This window comes from Photobacterium pectinilyticum, from assembly GCF_024357955.1.
GTDB lineage: Bacteria > Pseudomonadota > Gammaproteobacteria > Enterobacterales > Vibrionaceae > Photobacterium > Photobacterium pectinilyticum.
Window position 1 is genome coordinate 1 of record NZ_JANEYT010000055.1, and the last position, 21,427, is coordinate 21,427.

Genomic DNA, 21,427 nt, shown 5'->3' on the forward strand with positions numbered 1-21,427 from the left:
AGCGGAATATATTCAAAAGAATTTGCTTGGCGACCATAGCGTTATGGACCCACCTGATCCCATGCCGAACTCAGCAGTGAAACGTAATAGCGCCGATGGTAGTGTGGGGTCTCCCCATGTGAGAGTAGGACATCGCCAGGCTCCCAATTTTGAAATTCGCAGCAGCGGATTTCGACACAGAATTGAGTGCTGGTATAGCTCAGTTGGTAGAGCGCACCCTTGGTAAGGGTGAGGTCCCCAGTTCGAATCTGGGTACTAGCACCACGATTTTGTTCAGCGACAATAGCACAATGGTCCCACCTGATCCCATGCCGAACTCAGTAGTGAAACGTTGTAGCGCCGATGGTAGTGTGGGGTCTCCCCATGTGAGAGTAGGTCATTGCTGAACTCTTCTTCTAAACCCAGCCTAACGGCTGGGTTTTTTCATTTCTGGCCTTTCAAAAATGCCATTATCAATCCCCATGTTTTTATGAGTTTTCTTCATACTCGTAGCACCTTGCTTTGATTATTTTAATCTTCTTTTACTTGCACCCGCGACGGATCTCTTATAGTTTTATTTAGAAATCTGGACGTCTAAACATCCCTTCAATAGATGGTAAAGACGAGAAAACGTTTAAGGAGAAGCACCGATGCCGATTAAGATCCCTGACAAACTGCCTGCTACCGATATCTTGCGAGGTGAGAATATCTTCGTGATGTCGGAGGCTCGTGCGTCAAGTCAGGAAATCCGCCCCTTAAAGGTGTTGCTGCTGAACTTGATGCCGAAGAAAATCGAAACAGAAACCCAGTTCCTCCGCCTGCTGTCCAATAGCCCGCTACAGGTAGACGTTGAACTGCTGCGGATTGATAACCGACCGACCAAGAATACGCCGACAGAGCATCTGGACACTTTCTATCGCCAGTTTGAGATGGTCAAGGATCGTAATTTTGATGGCCTTATTGTCACAGGAGCACCATTGGGCTTGGTTCAGTTCGAAGATGTACTGTATTGGGAAGAGATCCAAACCATCATGAATTGGGCTAAGGAGCATGTCACCTCGACCTTGTTCGTGTGCTGGGCTGCTCAGGCAGGGCTGAAGCTACTTTACGACTTGCCTAAACGTACACGTAAGGAAAAGTTATCTGGGGTATATTGGCATCGAACCCATGATTGTCATAATCCGATCTTGCGTGGCTTTGATGATTCCTTTCTAGCGCCGCATTCTCGCTATGCGGACTTCTCGCCAGAGTATCTGGCAGAACATACTGATCTTGATATTCTAGCTACCTCGGATCAGGCTGGGGTATACCTGGCGGCAACCAAAGACAAGCGAAATGTCTTTGTAACCGGTCATCCTGAATATGATGTCGATACTTTACACAATGAGTATACGCGGGATGTTGGTGAAGGAATGGAGCCACAGGTGCCAGTTAATTACTACCCTGATAACAATCCGGAAAACCCGCCAATCGGCAGTTGGCGTAGCCATGGTCATTTGTTGTTTTCTAACTGGCTGAATTATTGTGTTTACCAGCAAACACCTTACGACTTGGATAAGTTTTCTGAAGCTAATTTCACTAAGGGTGAATAGCCCCTTTGGTGAGATAAAAAAGACCTGCATCTGCAGGTCTTCTTTATATAGCTGACCCAGCCGAGAACACATTAGGTGTTGTTTTCAGCTTCCCAGTGCTTGGCCTTGTGGATCAGGGAGGTGATTGTTGAGCCTTGGATCAGAATCGAGAACACTACCACCGAATAGGTCATGACCAGCATAATTTCCCGGACATCGATATTCTTATCCGGGATCACCATCACCCCGGCGGGGATAGCCATGGCCATAGCAAGGGCCAAGCCGCCTCGTAACCCACCCCAAGTCAGGATTTTAACCGACATCGGGTTATAGTCTCGGTATCGCTGGAAACCGAGATAAGAGAGCTTGACGCTGAGGAAGCGGCTCAAGAGGACCAATGGAACGGCAATCACCATCAGTACCCAGTCTTCTTGGTGGAAACTGAACTGCAGCATACTCATACCAATCAAAAGGAATAGCACCCCATTGAGGAACTCATCGACCAGCTCCCAAAAGTGGTCGAGATGATCTTCACTCTCTTTGGAAAAGCCGATATAGCGGGTCCAGTTACCAATCATGATCCCTGATACCACCATTGCCAGCGGGCCAGAGACATGGATGACATCAGCAAAGACATAGCCTGCCGTTGGTATTCCCAGGGTCAGCAGCAGTTCCATAGAGTGGTCATTGGTTGAACTGATTAGGTAATGGAAAATCAGACCAAGAGCAAAGCCGTAGGCAATACCGCCAATGGCTTCCTGTAGGAACAATTGGCCAACACCTAGTATAGTAGGGGCTTCGTTACCAAAAGCGATGGTAAACAGGGTAACGAAAATGACAAGGCCAAAGCCGTCATTGAATAAAGATTCGCCCTCAATTTGGGTAGAAATCCGTTTTGGTGCATCGAGTTTTTTTACTATAGCGAGGACCGCTATCGGGTCAGTAGGAGAGATCAGTGAGCCGAAGATGAGGCAATAGATCAGGTCGAGCTGGATACCGATAGCCTGACAAATGCCCCATAAAGCAAAACCGATAAAAAAGGTCGAGAACAAGGTCGCCGCCAGTGCCAGTGTGGTGATTTCCCACTTTTGGTCTTCAAGGTGAGGCAGTTTGATCCCCAAGCCGCCAGCAAAGAGCAAGAACCCCAAAATCCCTTTGAGCAAGAAGTTTTCAAAGTTGATCTCGCCAAGTTGGCTTGCAGCAATATTTTCAAGATAGAACCAGCCATTATGTCCGGCAACAATAATGCCTAGAGATAGCATCAATGCTCCCGCGGTAATGGCGATAGTGGTCTGCATTTTTCCTATTTTGCTGTTTATAAAAGCGATAAGCATAGCTGCTGCCGCTAGGAAACAGAGGGTGCTGTAAACTGACATCCCATGACCTCGATGGTGATTTAAAGTAAAGCTGAAAATTGTGTCAAAATATAAATCTATCACTGCTCGATAGCTATCACTAATTTCTTTCAATGAGTTAAAATTTAATCAATGAAAAGCCCTTTAGACGTCTAGATTTCCATTGTTGCTATGGTAGGATGTGAACTAGCTGTAACATTAGATAAGGAAGTAAAGTGGTGTTGATGGGCAAGGATTTATTAAATAAGCGCTTGGCAGAGCAGATCCTGATCATTGATGGTGGCATGGGCACCATGATCCAGGACTATAAGCTGGAAGAGCAAGATTATCGCGGTGAGCGTTTTGCCGATTGGCACATGGATCTCAAGGGCAATAACGACTTACTGGTACTGACACAGCCGCAATTGATCAAAGATATTCACGTAGCTTATCTTGAGGCCGGTGCTGATATCTTAGAGACTAACACCTTCAACGCAACCACGATCGCGATGGCTGATTACGAGATGGAAGCGTTGAGTGGTGAGATTAATCTTGAGGCAGCCAAACTCGCTCGCCAAGTCGCTGACGAGTGGACGGCAAAGACGCCGGATAAACCGCGTTTTGTTGCTGGCGTACTTGGCCCGACTAACCGTACCTGTTCTATCTCACCGGATGTGAACGACCCCGGCTACCGAAATGTTACCTTTGATCAGCTTGTTGAGGCTTACGCCGAGTCAACGCGTGCGTTGATCAAAGGCGGAGCCGATATCATCCTTATCGAAACTATTTTCGATACTCTTAATGCTAAAGCCTGTGCATTTGCGGTGGATACTGTTTTTGACGAAGATGGTTGTTCGCTGCCGGTCATGATTTCTGGCACCATCACCGATGCTTCTGGTCGGACTCTTTCGGGCCAAACAACAGAAGCTTTCTACCATTCTCTTCGTCATGTCAAACCAATCTCGTTTGGTTTGAACTGTGCACTTGGGCCTGATGAGCTCCGCCAGTATGTTGAAGAACTGTCACGCATCTCCGAATGTGCGGTATCTGCCCATCCGAATGCCGGCCTACCAAACGCGTTTGGCGAATATGATTTGTCCCCGGAAGAGATGGCCGAGCATATTAAAGAGTGGGCGCAGAGTGGCTTCCTTAATTTGGTCGGAGGATGTTGTGGTACCACGCCGGAGCATATCCGCCAGATGGCCGAAGCTGTGGCAAAGGTGAGCCCTCGCGCATTACCAGAATTATCGGTTAGTTGCCGACTATCTGGCCTTGAACCTTTGATCATCGAGAAGGATACCTTGTTTGTTAATGTTGGAGAGCGAACTAATGTTACCGGCTCGGCAAGATTCAAACGCCTGATCAAAGAAGAGTTGTATGACGAGGCGCTGGATGTCGCCCGTCAGCAGGTCGAAAACGGCGCTCAGATCATCGATATCAACATGGATGAAGGGATGCTGGATGCTGAGGCGTGCATGGTTCGATTCCTCAACCTATGTGCTTCTGAGCCGGAAATATCAAAAGTTCCTATCATGGTCGACTCCTCTAAGTGGGAAGTGATCGAAGCTGGCCTGAAGTGCATTCAGGGCAAGGGAATTGTTAACTCTATCTCGCTCAAGGAAGGCAAAGAGAAGTTTGTTGAGCAGGCCAAGCTGATCCGCCGCTACGGCGCTGCTGTGATTGTGATGGCGTTTGATGAAGTCGGGCAGGCTGATACCAGAGAGCGCAAGCTGGAAATTTGTACCAATGCCTACCGGATATTAGTTGATGAGGTCGGCTTCCCGCCGGAAGATATCATCTTTGACCCGAATATCTTTGCCGTTGCGACCGGTATTGATGAGCACAATAACTATGCGGTGGACTTCATTGAAGCTGTCGCCGATATCAAGCGTGATTTGCCCCATGCGATGATCTCTGGTGGCGTGTCCAATGTCTCTTTCTCGTTCCGTGGTAATAACTATGTGCGTGAGGCTATCCATGCTGTTTTCCTTTATCACTGCTTCAAGCATGGTATGGATATGGGGATCGTCAACGCAGGTCAACTTGAAGTCTATGACAACGTTCCAGAAAAATTGCGTGAGGCCGTCGAAGATGTGGTGCTGAACCGACGTGATGACTCGACGGAACGCTTGTTGGACATTGCTGCTGAATATGCCAATAAAGGCGTCGGTAAAGAAGAAGATGCCTCTGCCTTGGAATGGCGCACCTGGCCGGTAGAAAAACGACTTGAGCATGCGTTGGTCAAAGGCATCACCGAGTTTATTGTCGAAGACACCGAAGAAGCGCGGGTGAATGCATCCAAGCCGTTGGAGGTCATTGAAGGACCGTTGATGGACGGTATGAACGTGGTTGGTGACTTGTTCGGTGAAGGCAAGATGTTCCTGCCGCAGGTGGTGAAATCTGCCCGTGTCATGAAACAAGCCGTTGGCCACCTCGAGCCATATATCAATGCTGAGAAGCAGGCCGGAAGTACTAACGGCAAGATCCTGCTGGCAACGGTAAAAGGCGATGTTCATGATATTGGTAAAAATATTGTAGGTGTTGTACTTCAGTGTAATAACTACGAGATCATCGATCTGGGTGTGATGGTATCGTGTGAAAAGATCCTCAAGGTCGCCAAGGAAGAAAATGTCGATATCATTGGCCTATCCGGCCTGATCACTCCATCACTTGATGAGATGGTACATGTCGCCAAGGAAATGGAACGACAAGGCTTTGAGTTACCTTTACTTATTGGCGGGGCGACAACCTCCAAAGCGCATACGGCAGTGAAGATAGAGCAGAACTACAGCCATCCGGTTGTGTATGTGAACAACGCTTCTCGCGCCGTTGGGGTGTGTACTTCGTTACTATCTGATGAGCTGCGTCCGGCCTTTGTCGAAAAACTCGATGCCGATTATGTCAGGGTGCGTGATCAGCACAGCCGTAAGCGGCCCAAGACCAAGCCGGTTTCTCTGGAAGTGGCGCGGGCAAATCGCGTGGCCATTGACTGGGAGAGCTATACGCCGCCAGCACCATGTAAATCGGGTGTTCAAGTGTTTGAGGACTTTGATGTGGCGATCCTGCGCCAGTATATCGACTGGACGCCATTCTTCATGACCTGGTCGTTGATGGGTAAATATCCGGCCATCCTTGATCATGAGGAAGTGGGTGAGGAAGCCCGCCGTTTGTTTAAAGATGCTAATGACTTACTCGACCGCGTTGAGCAGGAAGGCTTGCTGGAAGCCCGTGGTATGTGTGCCATGTTCCCGGCCAACAGTGTAGGCGATGATATCGAGGTCTATACTGACGAGTCTCGCACTGAGGTTGCCAAGGTACTGCATAACTTGCGTCAGCAAACGGAGAAACCGAAAGGTTTCAATTATTGCCTGTCTGATTACATCGCGCCAAAAGAGAGCGGGAAAGCGGATTGGATCGGTGCCTTTGCGGTAACGGGGGGGATTGGTGAGCGTGACCTGGCCGATGCTTATAAGGCGGCAGGGGATGATTACAATGCCATTATGATCCAAGCGATTGCTGATCGCTTGGCCGAAGCGTTTGCCGAGTACCTTCACGAGCAGGTGCGTAAGGATATTTGGGGTTATTCGCCGGAGGAGGATTTGTCCAATGACGATCTGATCCGTGAGAAATACCAAGGGATCCGCCCTGCACCGGGTTATCCAGCCTGTCCGGAGCATACGGAAAAGGGCAGCTTGTGGGAGTTGCTGAAGGTAGAAGAGACGATCGATATGTCACTGACAACCAGCTATGCCATGTGGCCGGGTGCGTCGGTATCGGGTTGGTATTTCTCCCACCCAGACTCTCGCTACTTTGCGATTGCCCAGATCCAGAATGATCAACGTGACAGCTATGCCGATCGTAAAGGCTGGGATCTTATCGAGGCTGAAAAATGGCTGGGTCCGAACTTGAATAACTAGCTGTTGCTTATAGTTCTGCCGAGTTTGAAGTTAATCAGCACAGATAAAAAAGGCGCTCAGTGAGCGCCTTTTCTTATTTTGTATCTATCGGCTGAATTCAGCTTGATATTACTCGAACAGACCGTGGTGCAATACCTTGACCACTTCGCGTGATTCTTCGGTTTTGACCAAGAAGCACAGGTTGTGGGTGCTGGCACCAAAGCAGATCATCCGTGGACTGTATTGCTCTAGGCGACTGAAGACCTGGGTTGCGGCACCCGGTGCATCACCGAGATCGTTCCCGATCAGTGCGACTAGGCAAAGATCTTGTTCAACCTCTACCCGGCATAGCTGGCTCAGTTGCTCCATCGCTGCGGCAGGTAGGCTAGGTGCGCCCCCGCCGGTATCGGTTTGATCCAGAGTCAGTGACACACTGACTTCTGATGTGGTGATCAAGTCGACCGAGATTTTGTGTTCGGCCAAAATACGGAAGACCTCTGAAAGGAACCCATAGGCTTGGAACATATTCAGGCTCGTTAGCGTCACCATGGTTTGATTACAGCGCAGTGCCAAAGCTCTGAATTTTGGTGGTTCGCTGACCTGTTGGCGGATCCAGGTACCACCTTGTTCCGGTGCTTTTGATGAACCGATAAAGACAGGGATCTGCTGGCGGACTGCTGGCAACAGGGTCGACGGATGGAGAATTTTTGCCCCGAAATTAGCCATTTCAGAGGCTTCGCTAAAGCTTATCTCGCTGATTGGCTTGGCATTAGCAGTGATACGCGGATCTGTGGAGTACATACCCGGTACATCGGTCCAGATTTCCAGAGTGCCCGCGCTGATAGCTTCGGCGACTAAAGCGGCACTGTAATCACTACCGCCGCGGCCTAAAGTCGTCGTTTGCCCATCACTGTCAGAGCCAATGAAGCCTTGGGATACGATAATCGTATCGCTAGCTAGCAGTGGCTGAAGCTGTTCATCGGCAAGCTGATGGATAGCATCAATATCCGGAACGGCTTTACCATGCTGGCCGTCAGTGCGCATAACTGAACGGATATCGAAACGCAGGGCTGAAGCCCCCATTTCGTTGAGAATCTGGCTGAACAGGTGGGTCGACAACAACTCGCCATGGGCAACCAGCTGATCGGTCAGCTTAGTTGAAGGCGCGTCAATAGCCTGCTCTGCAAGGTTTGCCACAGTATTGATTAATTGTTCTATGTGGTCAGCAACGGCTTCAGGGTGAGCCAGTTTGTCGATAATGTTTTGGTGTATCGATTTCAATTGCTGTAGCCGCTGGGATCGCTGTTCGTTATTGGCAATTCCATTTGCAAGTTCAACTAACAGGTTGGTAACACCGGAGCAGGCACTGATCAACACTACTTTGGCAGCAGGGTTATCCTTGATGATCGTGGCACTTCGGCTCATGGCGGCATGATCGGCTACGCTAGTACCGCCAAATTTCGCTACGGTTATCGGTGGAGGAATAGTAAAGTTATTTTCAACAAAGCTCACAACGAGTCTCCCAGAATTAAAGAGTATAAACGCAATTAACAGGGGGATCGGGATGGTAATCCCGACAATAAGTCAGGAGAGCAAAAAGGTAAGATGTAAACCGGTACAACAACCAGAAGCTCCCCATCTATTCATTACCACGATGAATAGATGACAGCCAGAAGGATTCAACCTTCGTAGCCGATACACCATGCCCCCTGTCATGTTGTATCTCGGCGTTACTCCCCCTCTCAAGACTGCTTTGGGGTGGGGCCCCGCAATCTAGATACCTGGGTAACGCTCCTCTTCTGTCTTCACCTGAGAAAAGCCTTTCTCAGGATGAACAAAAAACGATCTATATTGAACCGGATTTCCTAGTCGGTTGTCAATTGGGTAAGAATAAAATATGCATAAAATTTGCAAGAAATTGTCACAAATAGGGAGGGCTCTATATACCGGAAGGGGGAAATGATTTGAGATAAGCATAATTAGTCTAATACTGATATAGTCAATCAGTACCTTACAATAACGAGGCAAATGCCACTCTTACCGCCAGGGAGGAAAATAAGAATGACGATTGGTAGCTTTTACCCACCACAGCGTACCCTCATGGGACCCGGTCCATCGGATATTTACCCGCAGGTGCTGCAGGCCCTTAGCCGCCCGACGATTGGCCACCTAGACCCACTATTCATCGGCATGATGGATGAACTCAAACAGTTACTGCAATACGCTTTCCAGACTCAAAACACCTTCACGATTGCGGTTTCTGCGCCAGGGAGCGCCGGTATGGAAGCCTGCTTTGTTAACTTGGTTGAACCGGGTGATAAAGTGATTGTCTGTCGCAATGGCGTGTTTGGCGATCGGATGCGCGAGAATGTCGAGCGCTGCGGTGGCGTGGCGGTGATGGTGGATAACAACTGGGGCGAGCCGGTAGACCCGACCTTGGTTGCCTTGGCGCTCGAGAGCCATCCAGATGCCAAAATCGTGGCCTTTGTTCATGCCGAAACCTCAACTGGTGCGCTGAGCGATGCGGAAGCTATTGCCAAGTTGGCCCGTGAGCATAACTGCCTGACAATTGTCGATGCCGTGACATCGCTCGGGGGCGTCCCTTTGCTGGTGGATGAATGGCAACTTGATGCGGTGTATTCTGGTAGTCAAAAGTGCCTGTCTTGTGTTCCGGGCTTGTCACCATTAACGTTCTCTGAAAAAGCCATCGATAAGATCCAGAGCCGTCAAGCGCCCGTCCAGAGTTGGTTTTTAGATCAGAGCTTGGTACTGGGTTACTGGAGCGGTGAAGGCAAGCGAAGCTATCACCATACCGCGCCAGTGAACAGCCTATATGCGCTGCATGAAGCCTTGGTATTGCTACACAATGAAGGTTTGGAGAATGCTTGGCAGCGCCATAAAGATGCCCATCTAGAATTACGTGAAGGTCTGGAGCCATTAGGGATTAAATTTGTGGTTGATGAGGCACATCGCTTGCCACAGCTCAATGCAGTATATATTCCCGAGGGCATTGATGATGCCGAGGTGAGGAAAACGTTGTTGGAGCGCTATAATTTGGAAATTGGTGCAGGTCTTGGTGCACTTGCTGGCAAAGCGTGGCGTATCGGCTTGATGGGCTATGCCGCTCGCAGTGAAAACGTGGCATTGTGCCTGCGGGCGCTAGAAACAACTCTTAAGTGAATCTAAGCTATTGCGGTTTAATTAGTAAAAAGGGCTACCTCGGGTAGCCCTTTTTTCATTTTAACATCACCCCATAGGGTTTATGGCGTCCCATTTTCAGCAGTCTGAGCGGACAAGTCCGTTTCCTTTAAAAACGCATATTTTGGATACAGGTATTGGGCTTCATCCATAATTTGGGAGGCCATCTCTTTCTGACCTAGTTGGTTATAAGCAGCAATCAGGTTTTGATAAAGCGCGATGCGTGGCCATTGCTTGGCCTTTTGCTGGGCCCAGTCGATGTAATCCTGGATCAAAGCTGGATTATTACTGGCAATACCCTGGTGAAGTTGGGTGACATGCAGATCCCATTCGAATCGGTTTTGCCATGCCCAAGGGTTATTGACTCGCAGCAGGTAATTCACATTGGCCGGATGGTTGGTTTCGTACTTAGTGAGTTGAGTGCCAGAGTACAGGGTTGTCGCCATGAAACCTGTGGTGATCAGCGGTATTGTCAGCACTAGCGCCCGGATCGACAGGATATACTCCATTTTCTTCTTGTAGTATTTGGCGGTCAGGTTATCGGCCCAGTAAATCAAAATAACGAAGATCACCCAGTGGATCAGCGAGTGATAGAATGGGTATTCCAACTGGGAGTGCAGAACGATTGGGAAAAATAAGCCGATCAAGGCTAGTTGGGTACCTTCCCGTGCTTTCTTTATTTTGAGCAGCACCGCCCCAGCGGCTGCCAATAATGCCAGAAGCGGAATAATGCCGCCTTCAGCAGCCCAGAATACCAGTTCGTTGTGAGGATGATCGAGGCCAGCCATACCGGAAGGGTTGGCTGGGTTGTCGTGATGCCATCGGGCGGTTTGGGTAATATAGCTGACTTCAAACGTGCCATAGCCGTAACCGGTTAATGGTTGGTTAAGGAACATATTGGCGGCTTGAGGAATATGCATCGCACGGGCACTGACCAAGCTCAGGCGGTTCTCCTGCGGCGACCAGCCCGATGTACTGTTGATGTGCCATGACAGGCTTAGCCCCAGTATTATCATCAGTAGCCACATTCGCCATTGTGCCTTGGCGGCAAAGCGGCGCAGGTAAGGGATAAGTAGCAGAGTACCCATGGTGGCGCCGAGCCAACCGGTGCGGGAGCTTAGTACGACAAGCAGCGGCAGGGTAATGACCGGGGTCAGTAGCAAGAAACACTGTTGCCAACTCCACCTACCACGGTACATAGGAATGCGTGCCAGTAGATAACCGGATAGTACCAGACCGGTGGCTAAAAAGCTGGCCATGACATTGGGTTGCTGGAAGATGCCGTAAGGACGGTTGGCAACGGTGTCATAGCCGATAGGGTTGCCTGGCTCCAGCAGCATAAATTGTACCCAGCCGAATATTGCTTGAATCCATACTGCGGCGAGCACAAACCACAGCATGCGCTGGCGTTGTTTGTGGTTGAAGGAAAACTGTTGCAAACCGACGAAAAAGAGCAAACCGGCCCATAAACCAAGTAGCCTCGGCAGGCTTTGTCCGATGTTAGCATTGGGGGAGAACACCGGCAGTGTCAGTAAGACACAGCAGAGGGTGAGGACGACAGTCAGTCGCGAGTAACGCCACACCCGCTGTCGGCAAATTTCCAGCAAACCGAAGGCAATGGCGAAGCTGAACGGGATCCAGCTCATGGCATTGTATGAGAGCTCGAGTCCTGAGCCGCCAGGGTTGTGCTGGAAGTAATGCATTGCCAGCAGGAACAGGATTCCGAGAGACACCAAGAAGGGTTTTATCATCGGCTTGCTGATCCCTTTCTCGGCAAGGTTGGTGCCTTTTACATATAACACTGTCATGGTGATTCGCTGGGTCTCACTGTCTTAATCAAACAAAACCGGGCTTGCAAGCCCGGTTTTTCGTTGTTGGTTAGGTTGCCAGTGCTATTGTACTGGCGTTCACTCTGGCAGCAAAGGCTTGAGGAAGCGGGCAGTGTGCGATCCTGCGATCTGTGCCACTTGCTCAGGTGTGCCGGTTGCAACAATTTCACCCCCGCCGTTACCACCTTCCGGTCCGAGGTCGATGATCCAGTCTGCTGTCTTGACCACATCGAGGTTGTGCTCGATCACCACAATGGTATTACCGTGGTCACGCAGGCGGTGCAGGACATTGAGTAACTGCTGGATATCGTGGAAATGCAGGCCGGTTGTCGGCTCGTCCAAAATATACAAGGTCTTGCCGGTATCGCGCTTGGATAGTTCGCGAGCCAGTTTAACCCGCTGTGCTTCACCGCCCGACAGGGTGGTCGCGGCTTGTCCTAGGCGAATATACGATAAGCCGACATCAATCAGGGTCTGTAGCTTTCTGGCAATAGCCGGCACCGCATCAAAAAATTCACGGGCATCTTCTACGGTAAGCTCTAGTACCTCGTCGATGGTCTTGCCTTTGTAGCGAACTTCCAGCGTTTCGCGGTTATAGCGCTTGCCCTTGCAGGCATCACACGGCACGTAGACATCCGGCAGGAAGTGCATCTCAACCTTGATCACACCGTCGCCTTGACACGCCTCGCATCGGCCCCCCTTAACATTGAAACTGAAGCGGCCCGGTTTGTAACCACGCGAGCGTGACTCCTGGGTACCGGCAAACAGTTCGCGGATCGGGGTAAAGATCCCAGTATAGGTCGCTGGATTTGAGCGTGGGGTACGGCCAATTGGGCTCTGATCGATATCGATCACCTTGTCGAAGTGCTCGAGATCTTGGATTTCTCTGTATGGTGCAGCTTGGCCAGACGTCGCACCGTTGAGCTGGTGGTGGGCGATTTGGAAGAAAGTATCGTTGATCAGGGTTGATTTGCCTGAACCTGATACCCCGGTAATACAAGTCAGCAGGCCGACAGGGATCTCGACGTCAACATTCTTCAGGTTGTTGCCGGTGGCACCAAGAAGCTTGACGGTTCGCTCCGGATCCATCACCACGCGTTGCTCTGGTACCGCTATGCATTTTTTGCCGCTGAGGTATTGGCCGGTTAGCGAGTTATCGTTATTGACGATATCAGCCAGCTTGCCTTCGGCAATAATATTGCCACCATGGACACCGGCACCCGGGCCAATATCGATCACATGATCAGCGGTACGGATAGCATCTTCATCGTGCTCGACCACAATCACGGTATTGCCGAGATCGCGCAGGTGGGTAAGGGTTTTGAGCAAGCGCTCGTTGTCCCGCTGGTGGAGTCCGATAGAGGGCTCGTCCAACACGTACATGACGCCGACCAAACCGGCACCGATCTGGCTGGCCAGGCGGATACGCTGGGCTTCACCGCCCGACAGGGTTTCTGCGCTGCGCGACAGGTTAAGATAGTTGAGGCCAACATTAACCAAGAAACTCAGCCTGTCATTGATTTCCTTAAGTATCTTCTCGGCTATTTTGGCCTTCTGCCCAGTCAGTGCCAATTGGTCGAAGAAATCCATCGCTTCGCTGATACTCATTTCGCTGATGGTTGGCAGCGTGGTATCGGCAATAAAGACATTGCGGGCCTCGAGGCGTAGGCGTGAGCCGTTACAGCTGCTACACGGTTTGGTAGCGACGAACTTGATCAGATCCTCACGGACCGAGTTCGACTCGGTTTCGCGGTAGCGGCGCTCCATGTTGTTGAGGATCCCCTCAAACGGGTGACGTCTTACCGTGATATCACCGCGGTCATTGATGTATTTGAATTCGATTTCAGTTTTGCCTGACCCATTTAGAATCACATTTTGGACTTTCTTAGGCAGGCTGTCATAAGGGGCTTCGACATCAAACTCATAATGCTCGGCCAGAGACTTGAGCATTTGGAAGTAATAGAAGTTGCGTTTGTCCCAGCCGCGAATGGCGCCGCCAGAAAGGCTTAGTTCGCCATTTTGTACCACGCGAGCTGGGTCGAAGAATTGCTGGACACCCAAGCCGTCACAGGTGCCACAGGCTCCCGCAGGGTTATTGAACGAGAACAGGCGGGGCTCAAGCTCCTGCATGCTATAGCCGCAGTGGGGGCACGCAAAGTTGGCGGAGAAAATGATCTCTTCATGCTCGCCGTTGGTCATTGGGCTCACAACCACGGTACCGCCAGATAGTTCCAGTGCGGTCTCAAACGATTCTGCCAGACGCTGCTGCAGATCATCTCGCACCTTGAAGCGGTCGACAACGACTTCAATGGTGTGCTTTTTATGAAGTTCAAGCGTCGGTGGATCGGACAGATCACACACTTCGCCATCGATACGGGCACGGATGTAACCTTGGGCCGCCAAGTTGGCCAGGGTTTTGACGTGCTCACCCTTGCGCTCTTTAATAATAGGAGCCAGCAGCATCATCTTACTGCCTTCCGGAAGCTCGAGTACCTTGTCGACCATCTGGCTTACTGTTTGCGCGGCCAGTTCAACATGGTGGGTTGGACAGCGTGGTTCACCGACACGGGCGTAGAATAGACGAAGGTAATCATAGACCTCGGTTATGGTGCCCACAGTTGAGCGTGGGTTGTGCGAGGTCGATTTCTGCTCTATGGAGATCGCAGGAGACAGCCCCTCGATATGGTCGACATCCGGCTTTTCCATCAATGACAGAAACTGGCGGGCATAGGCCGACAGTGACTCGACATAACGTCGCTGCCCTTCGGCGTATAGGGTATCAAAAGCCAGCGATGACTTTCCTGAACCCGACAGGCCGGTGATAACAATCAGCTGATCCCGAGGCAGCGTGAGGGAAATATTCTTGAGGTTATGGGTACGGGCACCCCTGACTTCAATGTTATCCATATCGATGAGCTTTATTGACTAATTTATGACTGCGGCATTATTGCACAGGGCTTAGGGCCTTGAAAGAAAAAGCTGTATAAAAACACAGTTGGATGGTTATAATAACACCATAATGTGTTGCTTATTCGTGCTGGCGATCACTACATTTTACTCTGATTCAACCCTGTTCGATCAGGGGGGAAGCATGATAGACTGCGCGATTAAGTATAAACTTTCAATAACGGTTGCTGGCTTTTTCCCAGCACCGATTATGAGATCGGAGTGAATTATGGCCAGTCGTGGCGTAAACAAGGTTATCCTAGTCGGTAACTTGGGTAATGATCCGGAAATCCGTTACATGCCTAGTGGTGGTGCAGTAGCAAATATTACCATTGCCACTTCTGAAAGCTGGCGTGACAAGAACACTGGCGAGCAGCGTGAGAAAACTGAATGGCACCGTGTGGCGCTATTTGGCAAGCTTGCTGAAGTGGCTGGCGAGTACCTACGTAAGGGCTCTCAGGTATACATCGAAGGCCAACTGCAAACACGTAAGTGGCAAGACCAAAGTGGTCAGGACCGTTATACAACAGAAGTTGTGGTTCAGGGCTTCAACGGTGTCATGCAGATGCTTGGCGGCCGTCAGGGCGGTGGCCAGAGCGCTCCAATGGGTGGCCAACAGCAGCAACAAGGTGGTTGGGGTCAGCCTCAACAGCCAGCAGCAGCCCCTCAGCAGAACTTTGCTCCTCAGCAGCAACAACAGCAACAGGCTCCTCAGCAGCAGGCTGCACCACAGCCTCAGTACAACGAGCCGCCAATGGATTTCGATGACGACATCCCGTTCTAGCCATTACCCGAGACCTGATTTTGTAACGTTTTGCTCCTAAAGCCTTACATACCAAGGGATTCTGAAAAAAAGTTTACAGTAAGTGTTGCAACTTCTGTAAACTTTTTTTATGCTCGTTTTTAGGTTATGCGTTACCTTGGCTTTTTGTAAAGTTTTGCATTCAAAGGACGGCAATGAAGATAAAAAGGCTAGAACTGTCAAACGGTGAGAAGTACTCCATCCTGCTTGGAGATGATGGAATGCCTCCTCTCCATGAGAATCTTTTCGTCACTGTAACTTACCGTGGCACCCGCACAAGTAACACCTGCTATAAGGCATTTGAACATCTCCGGCTCCTAAACGAGATCTGTGGTGCCCTACAGATTGATTTGGTAGATCGTTGCCAGACAGGTGACTTTCTCCAAAAGCATGAACTTCGGCAATTGAAACGTGCCGCCACGTTCGATGTCAAATCTATGCGTGAGATGTTTGCTGAACATAAAGCCTCCAATGTTCTCCCATTCAAATTTAATCCAAAAAAATTGGAGTCAGCGAGAGCTGTCATTGAGATTGATGAAGAGGGCACCCTTTCGCCCCATACGGCATATAACAGAGTTACCACCTTTGCCCACTACATCGGCTGGCTTGAGGATGAGCTGTGCCCATCAAAGGCAGAAGATTCTAATACCCAAGAAATGCTTCTAGCTATGCGGCCTGACAGGCTCCCTTCATCTAATGAGAGTGCTGTTGATTGGGATGATTGGAGTTCATTGACCAGAGCTCAGGTGCTTGAAGTACTGGATGTTGTTGAGCCCAACTCGACAAGAAACCCTTGGAAGGGGGAATCACTTCGATACCGAAACGAATTAATCGTCAATATGTTCGAAGCGTTTGGTTGTCGCCGTGGTGAACTGATGAAAATTAGGGTCAAAACTGACAATAACCCATCAGATATTCTCACTAATCCCAAAAATGGCCGGAGGGCTGTAAGGTTACGCTCCAAGGTCGATAAGGATGATAACCGTACGGATAGACCTGAAGCTAAGACAATCGGGCGAATTGTTCCGATGGATAGCCGTTTGGCTAAGATGTATGACAACTACCTAGTTAACCACCGCCCTAACGCAACAGGCTCTGAGCATATTCCAAATTTGTTTGTTACTCACAACCATAAAAAAGCTTCGAACTCGCGGTTGTCTCTCAATCAGGTGAACAAGATATTCAGGCAGATATCGAAAGTTGTTGGTTACTGGGTTCACCCACATGCACTCCGTCACACTTGGAATGATCGTTTCAGCGAGGCGGCAGACCAACGTATTGCTGAGAAGAAAACGACAGAAACTAAATCTGAAGCAGACAGGCAAAAGTTAATGGGGTGGTCGGAGAACTCTAGAATGGCTAAACATTATGCCAAAAGGCATACGGACAAGCGTGCCATGGAAATTGGCCTTGATATGCAAGAAAAAAGCAGTGAACTGATTGGCGAAATTGTCGGTGGTCACGACAACGACATTGATATGTAAGGGATAAAAATTGGTTAACGATTTTGCACAAAAAAGCTTTTTTGCTCGTGAGAGTGAATCAACCAAAATAGTGTCGTTTAATGGCTTTGAGTTCGACTACCTCGATGATGTCTGGGTATTGAATCGAAATAAAAAAGTAAGTGTTTGGCATTTGGATAAATTCAAGCCGCTATTGCGTGACGATATCCGTGAAACTTTGCAATATTACGCAGAAAATCAATCCGCTGGTTACACTGAAGGCCATGCTGTCGCACTAAATGCCTACCTAAAGCATTCAGGTGCGGATGAGTTTACTCAGCTTGGGTTGGTGACGTTTTACAACCTTGCCAAGAACCATGACTCAAAGAACAATAAGTTCAAAGAGTATGTTTCTTCTGTTCGGTGCTTTATCAGGCAAATGAAGTTCTTGGGGATGGATAACAACCTTGATGAATCAATCTTTGAATTGATGGATGGTTGGACGATTGGTGGGAATGACAAAGGGGTTCCTGTCCTGAGTAACGACGCAGAAAGGGGGCCATTTACAGATCTTGAATTTGATGCCATAGGACATAAGGCTGCACACAAGTATGCTGAAGGTGTTTTGAGTACTGAAGAGTACACCGTTATCTCAATGTTCAAAGCTTCTGGTCGTCGCCCTCAGCAGGTTTCTGACTGTAAAAATAAAGACTTCACTTGGAGCGATAAGTTTATTGGCAAACCGAGCTATGTAGGAAATATGCCGCGAGCCAAGCAGAGGGGGGGGAAGTTTCGCAGTTCCTTTACCCCATTTGGGTTTACGGTTGAAATCGGTCGGTTAATCGAAAAACACATTAAAGATCAGACCCTGTATGTAGAGAAGCAGTTAGGCCGAAAATTGACGAATGAGCAAAAGGGTGAGCTTCCACTCTTTCTCGACCCTAAAGCTGTCATGGAAATGAAACAGCTTTCCTCAAGTAGCTTATTAGCCTACCTAAAGTCAGAATTGCCACACATAAAAAGTAGAGGCATGACTGGCATTTTGAAATCGGGTATCGAGAAGCTGAGTGTTATCAGTGAGCGAACAGGAAGACCAATCCATATTACAGGCTACCGCTTCCGATACACTTTAGGTACGAGGGCCGCAAGAGAAGGGGCTGGCAGACTTGTTCTCGCGAGGTTGCTTGATCACTCTGACGACCAACACGTAGACGTATATGTCGCTAATATCCCTGAATTTGCTGTCGAAATCTCCAAAATCATGAACCAGTCATTAGCAAGGTTTGCCTCGGCGTTCTCAGGCAAGGTTGTGAGGGATGAGGAAGAGGCAAACACTGAAAACGCTGGTGCTGCCCGTATACCTTGTCGTGAAATGGATTGTGACGTTGGCTCCTGTGGTACGAGTGCGTTCTGCCAAGATTATGCCCCTATCGCATGTTATCTCTGTCCCAAATTCCGTCCTTGGGCGCACGCTCCCCATCATCTAGTTCTCAAGTGGCTTGTTGAAGAAAGGGAGCGCCTGAAAGTTGATGCGAAAGGCGATATGCAAATTGTGACAATCAATGACAGGGCAATTTTGGCTGTTTGCCAAGTGATCGAGAAGTGCCGGGAGTACAACAATGACTAATGTTTTCGTATTTAAGCCTAAGCATGAACTTGAGCATGAGCAGAACTTAAGGGATTTCATTGAGTTCTCCCTGAAGCTCCCTCCACTGAATGACAAGTATGATTATGAGAGTCACTACTGGGAAAAAGTTGGTAACTTTACCAAGTTTGGCGCAAACAGTCGGCAGCGCAATCCAGAAGAACTCCTTGATGAATCAGTCTTACCTTTTGCGAAAGCATACATGGTATACGGAGGTGGTGGTAAAGCCGCCATCGACACTAGGTTCAAGGCAATAAGGGCTATCGAGGCAGGTTTTAGTCGTAAAAAAGAGACTGGTGACTCAACTAGAATCAATATTACAAAGCTAACAGCTGTGGACTTTAACAATGCCGCTGAGGCAGCAAGGGAAGCACTGGGTGCAGGAGCTGCGTATCAGGCTGGGCGGGGGTTAGGTAACCTACATAAGTTCCTAGTTGAGAAAAAAATCATGACTGGGTTTACATGGAAAAACCCGATAAACAAGCCTGCCGACAAACCCGTTGGAGATGAAGCAGATGTGGCTAGGCAGAATAAGATGCCTGACGAAAATGCCATTATGGCATTGGCTGCTATAACGTCGAGAGATACAGAGCAACTCAGTCCTCGTGACATCAACACCACCTCAACCATGGCGATAATGCTCTCGGCACCGAGCCGTGGTTCTGAACCCCTATACCTACTAGATAGTTGCATTGCCACTGATACATTGAATGCAAGGGAAGCAATCAAACAGGGGTTGAGTGAAGATGATGCAAAAGAGCTAATTCTGGCTGAAATGAAAAAACAGAAGGCTAATAAATCATCTTTAAAATCAACAACTATAGATGAGTCTGGTGAGGTTGTTGAAGAGGAGGAACCTAACCTTGATGATGTCAAAATTGAATGGGATACCAAGATAACGGTTAAGGGGCTCAAATGGTACTCAGGTAAAGGCTATGGTCACGAGAACAAATGGCTGCCAACAGTGGTGTATGAGGTAGTCGAGAAAGCTGTAGCACGCCTCAAGGAGCAGTCGAAAGAAGCCCGTGAATTTGCTCAAATGCTTGAAGACTCGCCAAACTTCCCTCGACACAGGTTGTGTCCTGATGTACCTGAAGATCAGTTACTCACTATGGATGAGGTAGCGCTGGCTTTAGGCTTGGATTTATCCACCTATGGAGATCTGAGTGATAGAGCGAACCGAAAGCAGTTGCAAACGTCGCGAAACCAGCTCTTAAAACGTAAGGGGATTGAGAGGAAAGATTTCGTCGTAAGCCTCCGAGACTTGAATGACATCGTTCGAAAGGGGTTGCCTGAGGGCTTTCCATACATTCCATTTGTTAAAGGTGATGGGGTTAAAGTCAAATGGTCTCAGAGTTTATATGCAGGCTTCTCGAACAGCTTGGATTGGAAAAAAACGACACTTTTCACAGAGTTGCAAATACCAACCATAAATACCCTTAACGAAGATCTCGCGCCGACAAAGAAGAAAAACAGGACTACGGGAGAACTTGCTTCTGGAGTGAAATCCATATTCCAACGATGGGGGTATGGGGATCTCGTCATCACCTCACACCAATTACGCCACATGCTAGATACCATGGCGGCAGTGAATGGGATGGATGCTGATATGCGTGCCAAGTGGGCGATGCGTAGTGACCCAACTCATAATAAATATTATGACCACACAACCCCAGAGGAGTATGGCGCAGACTTCATTGAAGATCGTGAGGCTCAGATAGCTGCTAATGAATTGGCAGCCAAAACTCAGCCGGAAAGTTCCAAACCTCAGGTAATCATTGCTACCCCTCGGACAATCCAAGAGCTGAATACCAGAGCTTCACTGTCAGCCCATACGACTGATTTTGGTATGTGCCTCACATCCTACATGGCTGAACCGTGTACTAAGTATCGTGATTGTATCAACTGTACCGAGCACGTTTGCATCAAAGGCGATGACGGTAAATGTGAACGGATTCGCCAACGCCTAAAGAAAGAGGAGAAGCTCCTCAGGAAGGATGAAAAGGCCGTCGAGGATGGGGTTCAAGGTGCTAAGCAGTTTTATGAGCGAAGGGCAAAAACAGTAAAACGCTTCGATGAACTGTTATCGACAATGGAGAACCCAGACATTCCCGATGGGTCTTTAATCAAGCTCAAAGATATCGAAGATGTGACTCTGTTGGACAGAGCAATGGATGCTAATGGTAAAAAACGCCTACCTGAGATTGTTAATTATCAGAGGCTTAATAATTCACAAGAAGTCTCTGTTGATGAATTGGTTGGCATTGAGAGTAAGGTTACTGAGGATGCTCCAGTCGATGATGAAGATATTTTCTTTGACGGCATAGATGAATTGGATGAAATGTACTTTGCTGAGGATGAGTGATGGCTAAGCACCTGAATGACAAAGACATCAACAACGTGGTTGAACTGCTAGATGACTGGCCTACTGACACAAAATTAACGTGGGATAAATTGGTAGAGGCTGTTCAGCACGACTACAAGTTAACGACCACTAGGCAGACATTGCAGAAGCAACCTCGAATTAAGTCGGCCTACAAAGAGGTGAAGGAGATCATCTCCGGGAGTCCGACACTGTCAGATAAAGGCAAAAAAAAGCTGCCTGCTAGCTTGAGTGCCGCAGCCGATATGATTGAAAAAAGAGACCGCACCATTGAAAGGCTTGAGAAAGAGAATAGGGCTCTCTTAGAGCAATTCCATACGTGGTTATACAACTCAGATCTACACGGAATTACGATTGCTCAACTGAGTCAACCATTACCAACCAAGGATGAATAAAGGGAGG

Annotated in this window: 12 protein-coding genes, 1 tRNA gene, 2 rRNA genes and 1 riboswitch; of the genes, 11 read left to right on the forward strand and 4 right to left on the reverse strand. The window is 48.9% G+C overall.

Annotated features, from left to right (window positions below; translation table 11 throughout):
• The first annotated feature begins 25 nt into the window (after positions 1 to 25).
• The 4 genes from rrf (NHN17_RS18650) to metA all read left to right on the forward strand — a co-directional run bounded on the left by rrf (NHN17_RS18650) (position 26) and on the right by metA (position 1,571).
• A 5S ribosomal RNA gene (gene rrf / locus NHN17_RS18650) occupies positions 26 to 141 on the forward strand.
• Between the two features lie 47 nt (positions 142 to 188).
• Positions 189 to 264: transfer RNA gene (locus NHN17_RS18655), tRNA-Thr, on the forward strand.
• A gap of 8 nt (positions 265 to 272) precedes the next feature.
• A 5S ribosomal RNA gene (rrf, locus tag NHN17_RS18660) occupies positions 273 to 388 on the forward strand.
• Between the two features lie 241 nt (positions 389 to 629).
• Entirely contained in the window at positions 630 to 1,571 is a 942-nt protein-coding gene (gene metA, locus NHN17_RS18665) for a homoserine O-acetyltransferase MetA (protein ID WP_255044144.1), read from the forward strand.
• Between the two features lie 71 nt (positions 1,572 to 1,642).
• Here metA and NHN17_RS18670 read toward each other — a convergent pair whose 3' ends face one another.
• Positions 1,643 to 2,926, reverse strand: coding sequence for a cation:proton antiporter (locus tag NHN17_RS18670; RefSeq protein WP_255044145.1), 1,284 nt, complete (start codon positions 2,924 to 2,926; stop codon positions 1,643 to 1,645).
• Between the two features lie 203 nt (positions 2,927 to 3,129).
• Here NHN17_RS18670 and metH point away from each other — a divergent pair, with 203 nt between their 5' ends.
• Positions 3,130 to 6,801, forward strand: a complete 3,672-nt coding sequence (gene metH, locus NHN17_RS18675; RefSeq protein ID WP_255044146.1) for a methionine synthase — start codon at positions 3,130 to 3,132, stop codon at positions 6,799 to 6,801.
• A gap of 108 nt (positions 6,802 to 6,909) precedes the next feature.
• Here the strand turns inward: metH and lysC are convergent, their stop codons facing one another.
• Positions 6,910 to 8,292 (reverse strand): lysine-sensitive aspartokinase 3, encoded by a 1,383-nt coding sequence (gene lysC, locus NHN17_RS18680; RefSeq protein ID WP_255044147.1) that lies wholly within the window; start codon positions 8,290 to 8,292, stop codon positions 6,910 to 6,912.
• Positions 8,293 to 8,400: 108 nt separating this feature from the next.
• Positions 8,401 to 8,587: riboswitch (Lysine riboswitch) on the reverse strand.
• A 254-nt stretch (positions 8,588 to 8,841) separates the two neighbouring features.
• Between lysC and NHN17_RS18685 the strand changes: the two genes are divergently transcribed.
• On the forward strand, positions 8,842 to 9,960 hold the full coding sequence (locus tag NHN17_RS18685; RefSeq protein WP_255044148.1) for a pyridoxal-phosphate-dependent aminotransferase family protein: 1,119 nt from the start codon (positions 8,842 to 8,844) through the stop codon (positions 9,958 to 9,960).
• An 80-nt stretch (positions 9,961 to 10,040) separates the two neighbouring features.
• Here the strand turns inward: NHN17_RS18685 and NHN17_RS18690 are convergent, their stop codons facing one another.
• Both NHN17_RS18690 and uvrA read right to left on the reverse strand, forming a co-directional pair.
• Positions 10,041 to 11,786 carry a PglL family O-oligosaccharyltransferase gene (locus NHN17_RS18690; RefSeq protein ID WP_255044149.1) on the reverse strand — a complete coding sequence of 582 codons (1,746 nt, stop codon included), beginning with the start codon at positions 11,784 to 11,786 and terminating at the stop codon, positions 10,041 to 10,043.
• 99 nt (positions 11,787 to 11,885) lie between these two features.
• Positions 11,886 to 14,714, reverse strand: coding sequence for an excinuclease ABC subunit UvrA (gene uvrA / locus NHN17_RS18695; protein ID WP_255044150.1), 2,829 nt, complete (start codon positions 14,712 to 14,714; stop codon positions 11,886 to 11,888).
• A gap of 268 nt (positions 14,715 to 14,982) precedes the next feature.
• On the opposite strand from uvrA, the gene NHN17_RS18700 reads away from it, so the two are divergent.
• From NHN17_RS18700 to NHN17_RS18720, 5 genes are all read left to right on the forward strand, one after another.
• The gene (locus NHN17_RS18700; RefSeq protein ID WP_255044151.1) at positions 14,983 to 15,537 is read left to right on the forward strand and encodes a single-stranded DNA-binding protein; all 555 of its coding nucleotides are present in this window, start codon (positions 14,983 to 14,985) and stop codon (positions 15,535 to 15,537) included.
• Between the two features lie 173 nt (positions 15,538 to 15,710).
• The gene (locus tag NHN17_RS18705) at positions 15,711 to 17,039 is read left to right on the forward strand and encodes a site-specific integrase (protein WP_255044152.1); all 1,329 of its coding nucleotides are present in this window, start codon (positions 15,711 to 15,713) and stop codon (positions 17,037 to 17,039) included.
• A 10-nt stretch (positions 17,040 to 17,049) separates the two neighbouring features.
• Positions 17,050 to 18,624 (forward strand): site-specific integrase, encoded by a 1,575-nt coding sequence (locus NHN17_RS18710; protein ID WP_255044153.1) that lies wholly within the window; start codon positions 17,050 to 17,052, stop codon positions 18,622 to 18,624.
• The gene (locus NHN17_RS18715) at positions 18,617 to 21,007 is read left to right on the forward strand and encodes an integrase (protein ID WP_255044154.1); all 2,391 of its coding nucleotides are present in this window, start codon (positions 18,617 to 18,619) and stop codon (positions 21,005 to 21,007) included. The genes NHN17_RS18710 and NHN17_RS18715 overlap by 8 nt, the downstream gene beginning before the upstream one ends.
• On the forward strand, positions 21,007 to 21,420 hold the full coding sequence (locus tag NHN17_RS18720; protein ID WP_255044155.1) for a hypothetical protein: 414 nt from the start codon (positions 21,007 to 21,009) through the stop codon (positions 21,418 to 21,420). Before NHN17_RS18715 ends, NHN17_RS18720 begins: the two co-directional genes overlap by 1 nt.
• Positions 21,421 to 21,427 lie beyond the last annotated feature (7 nt).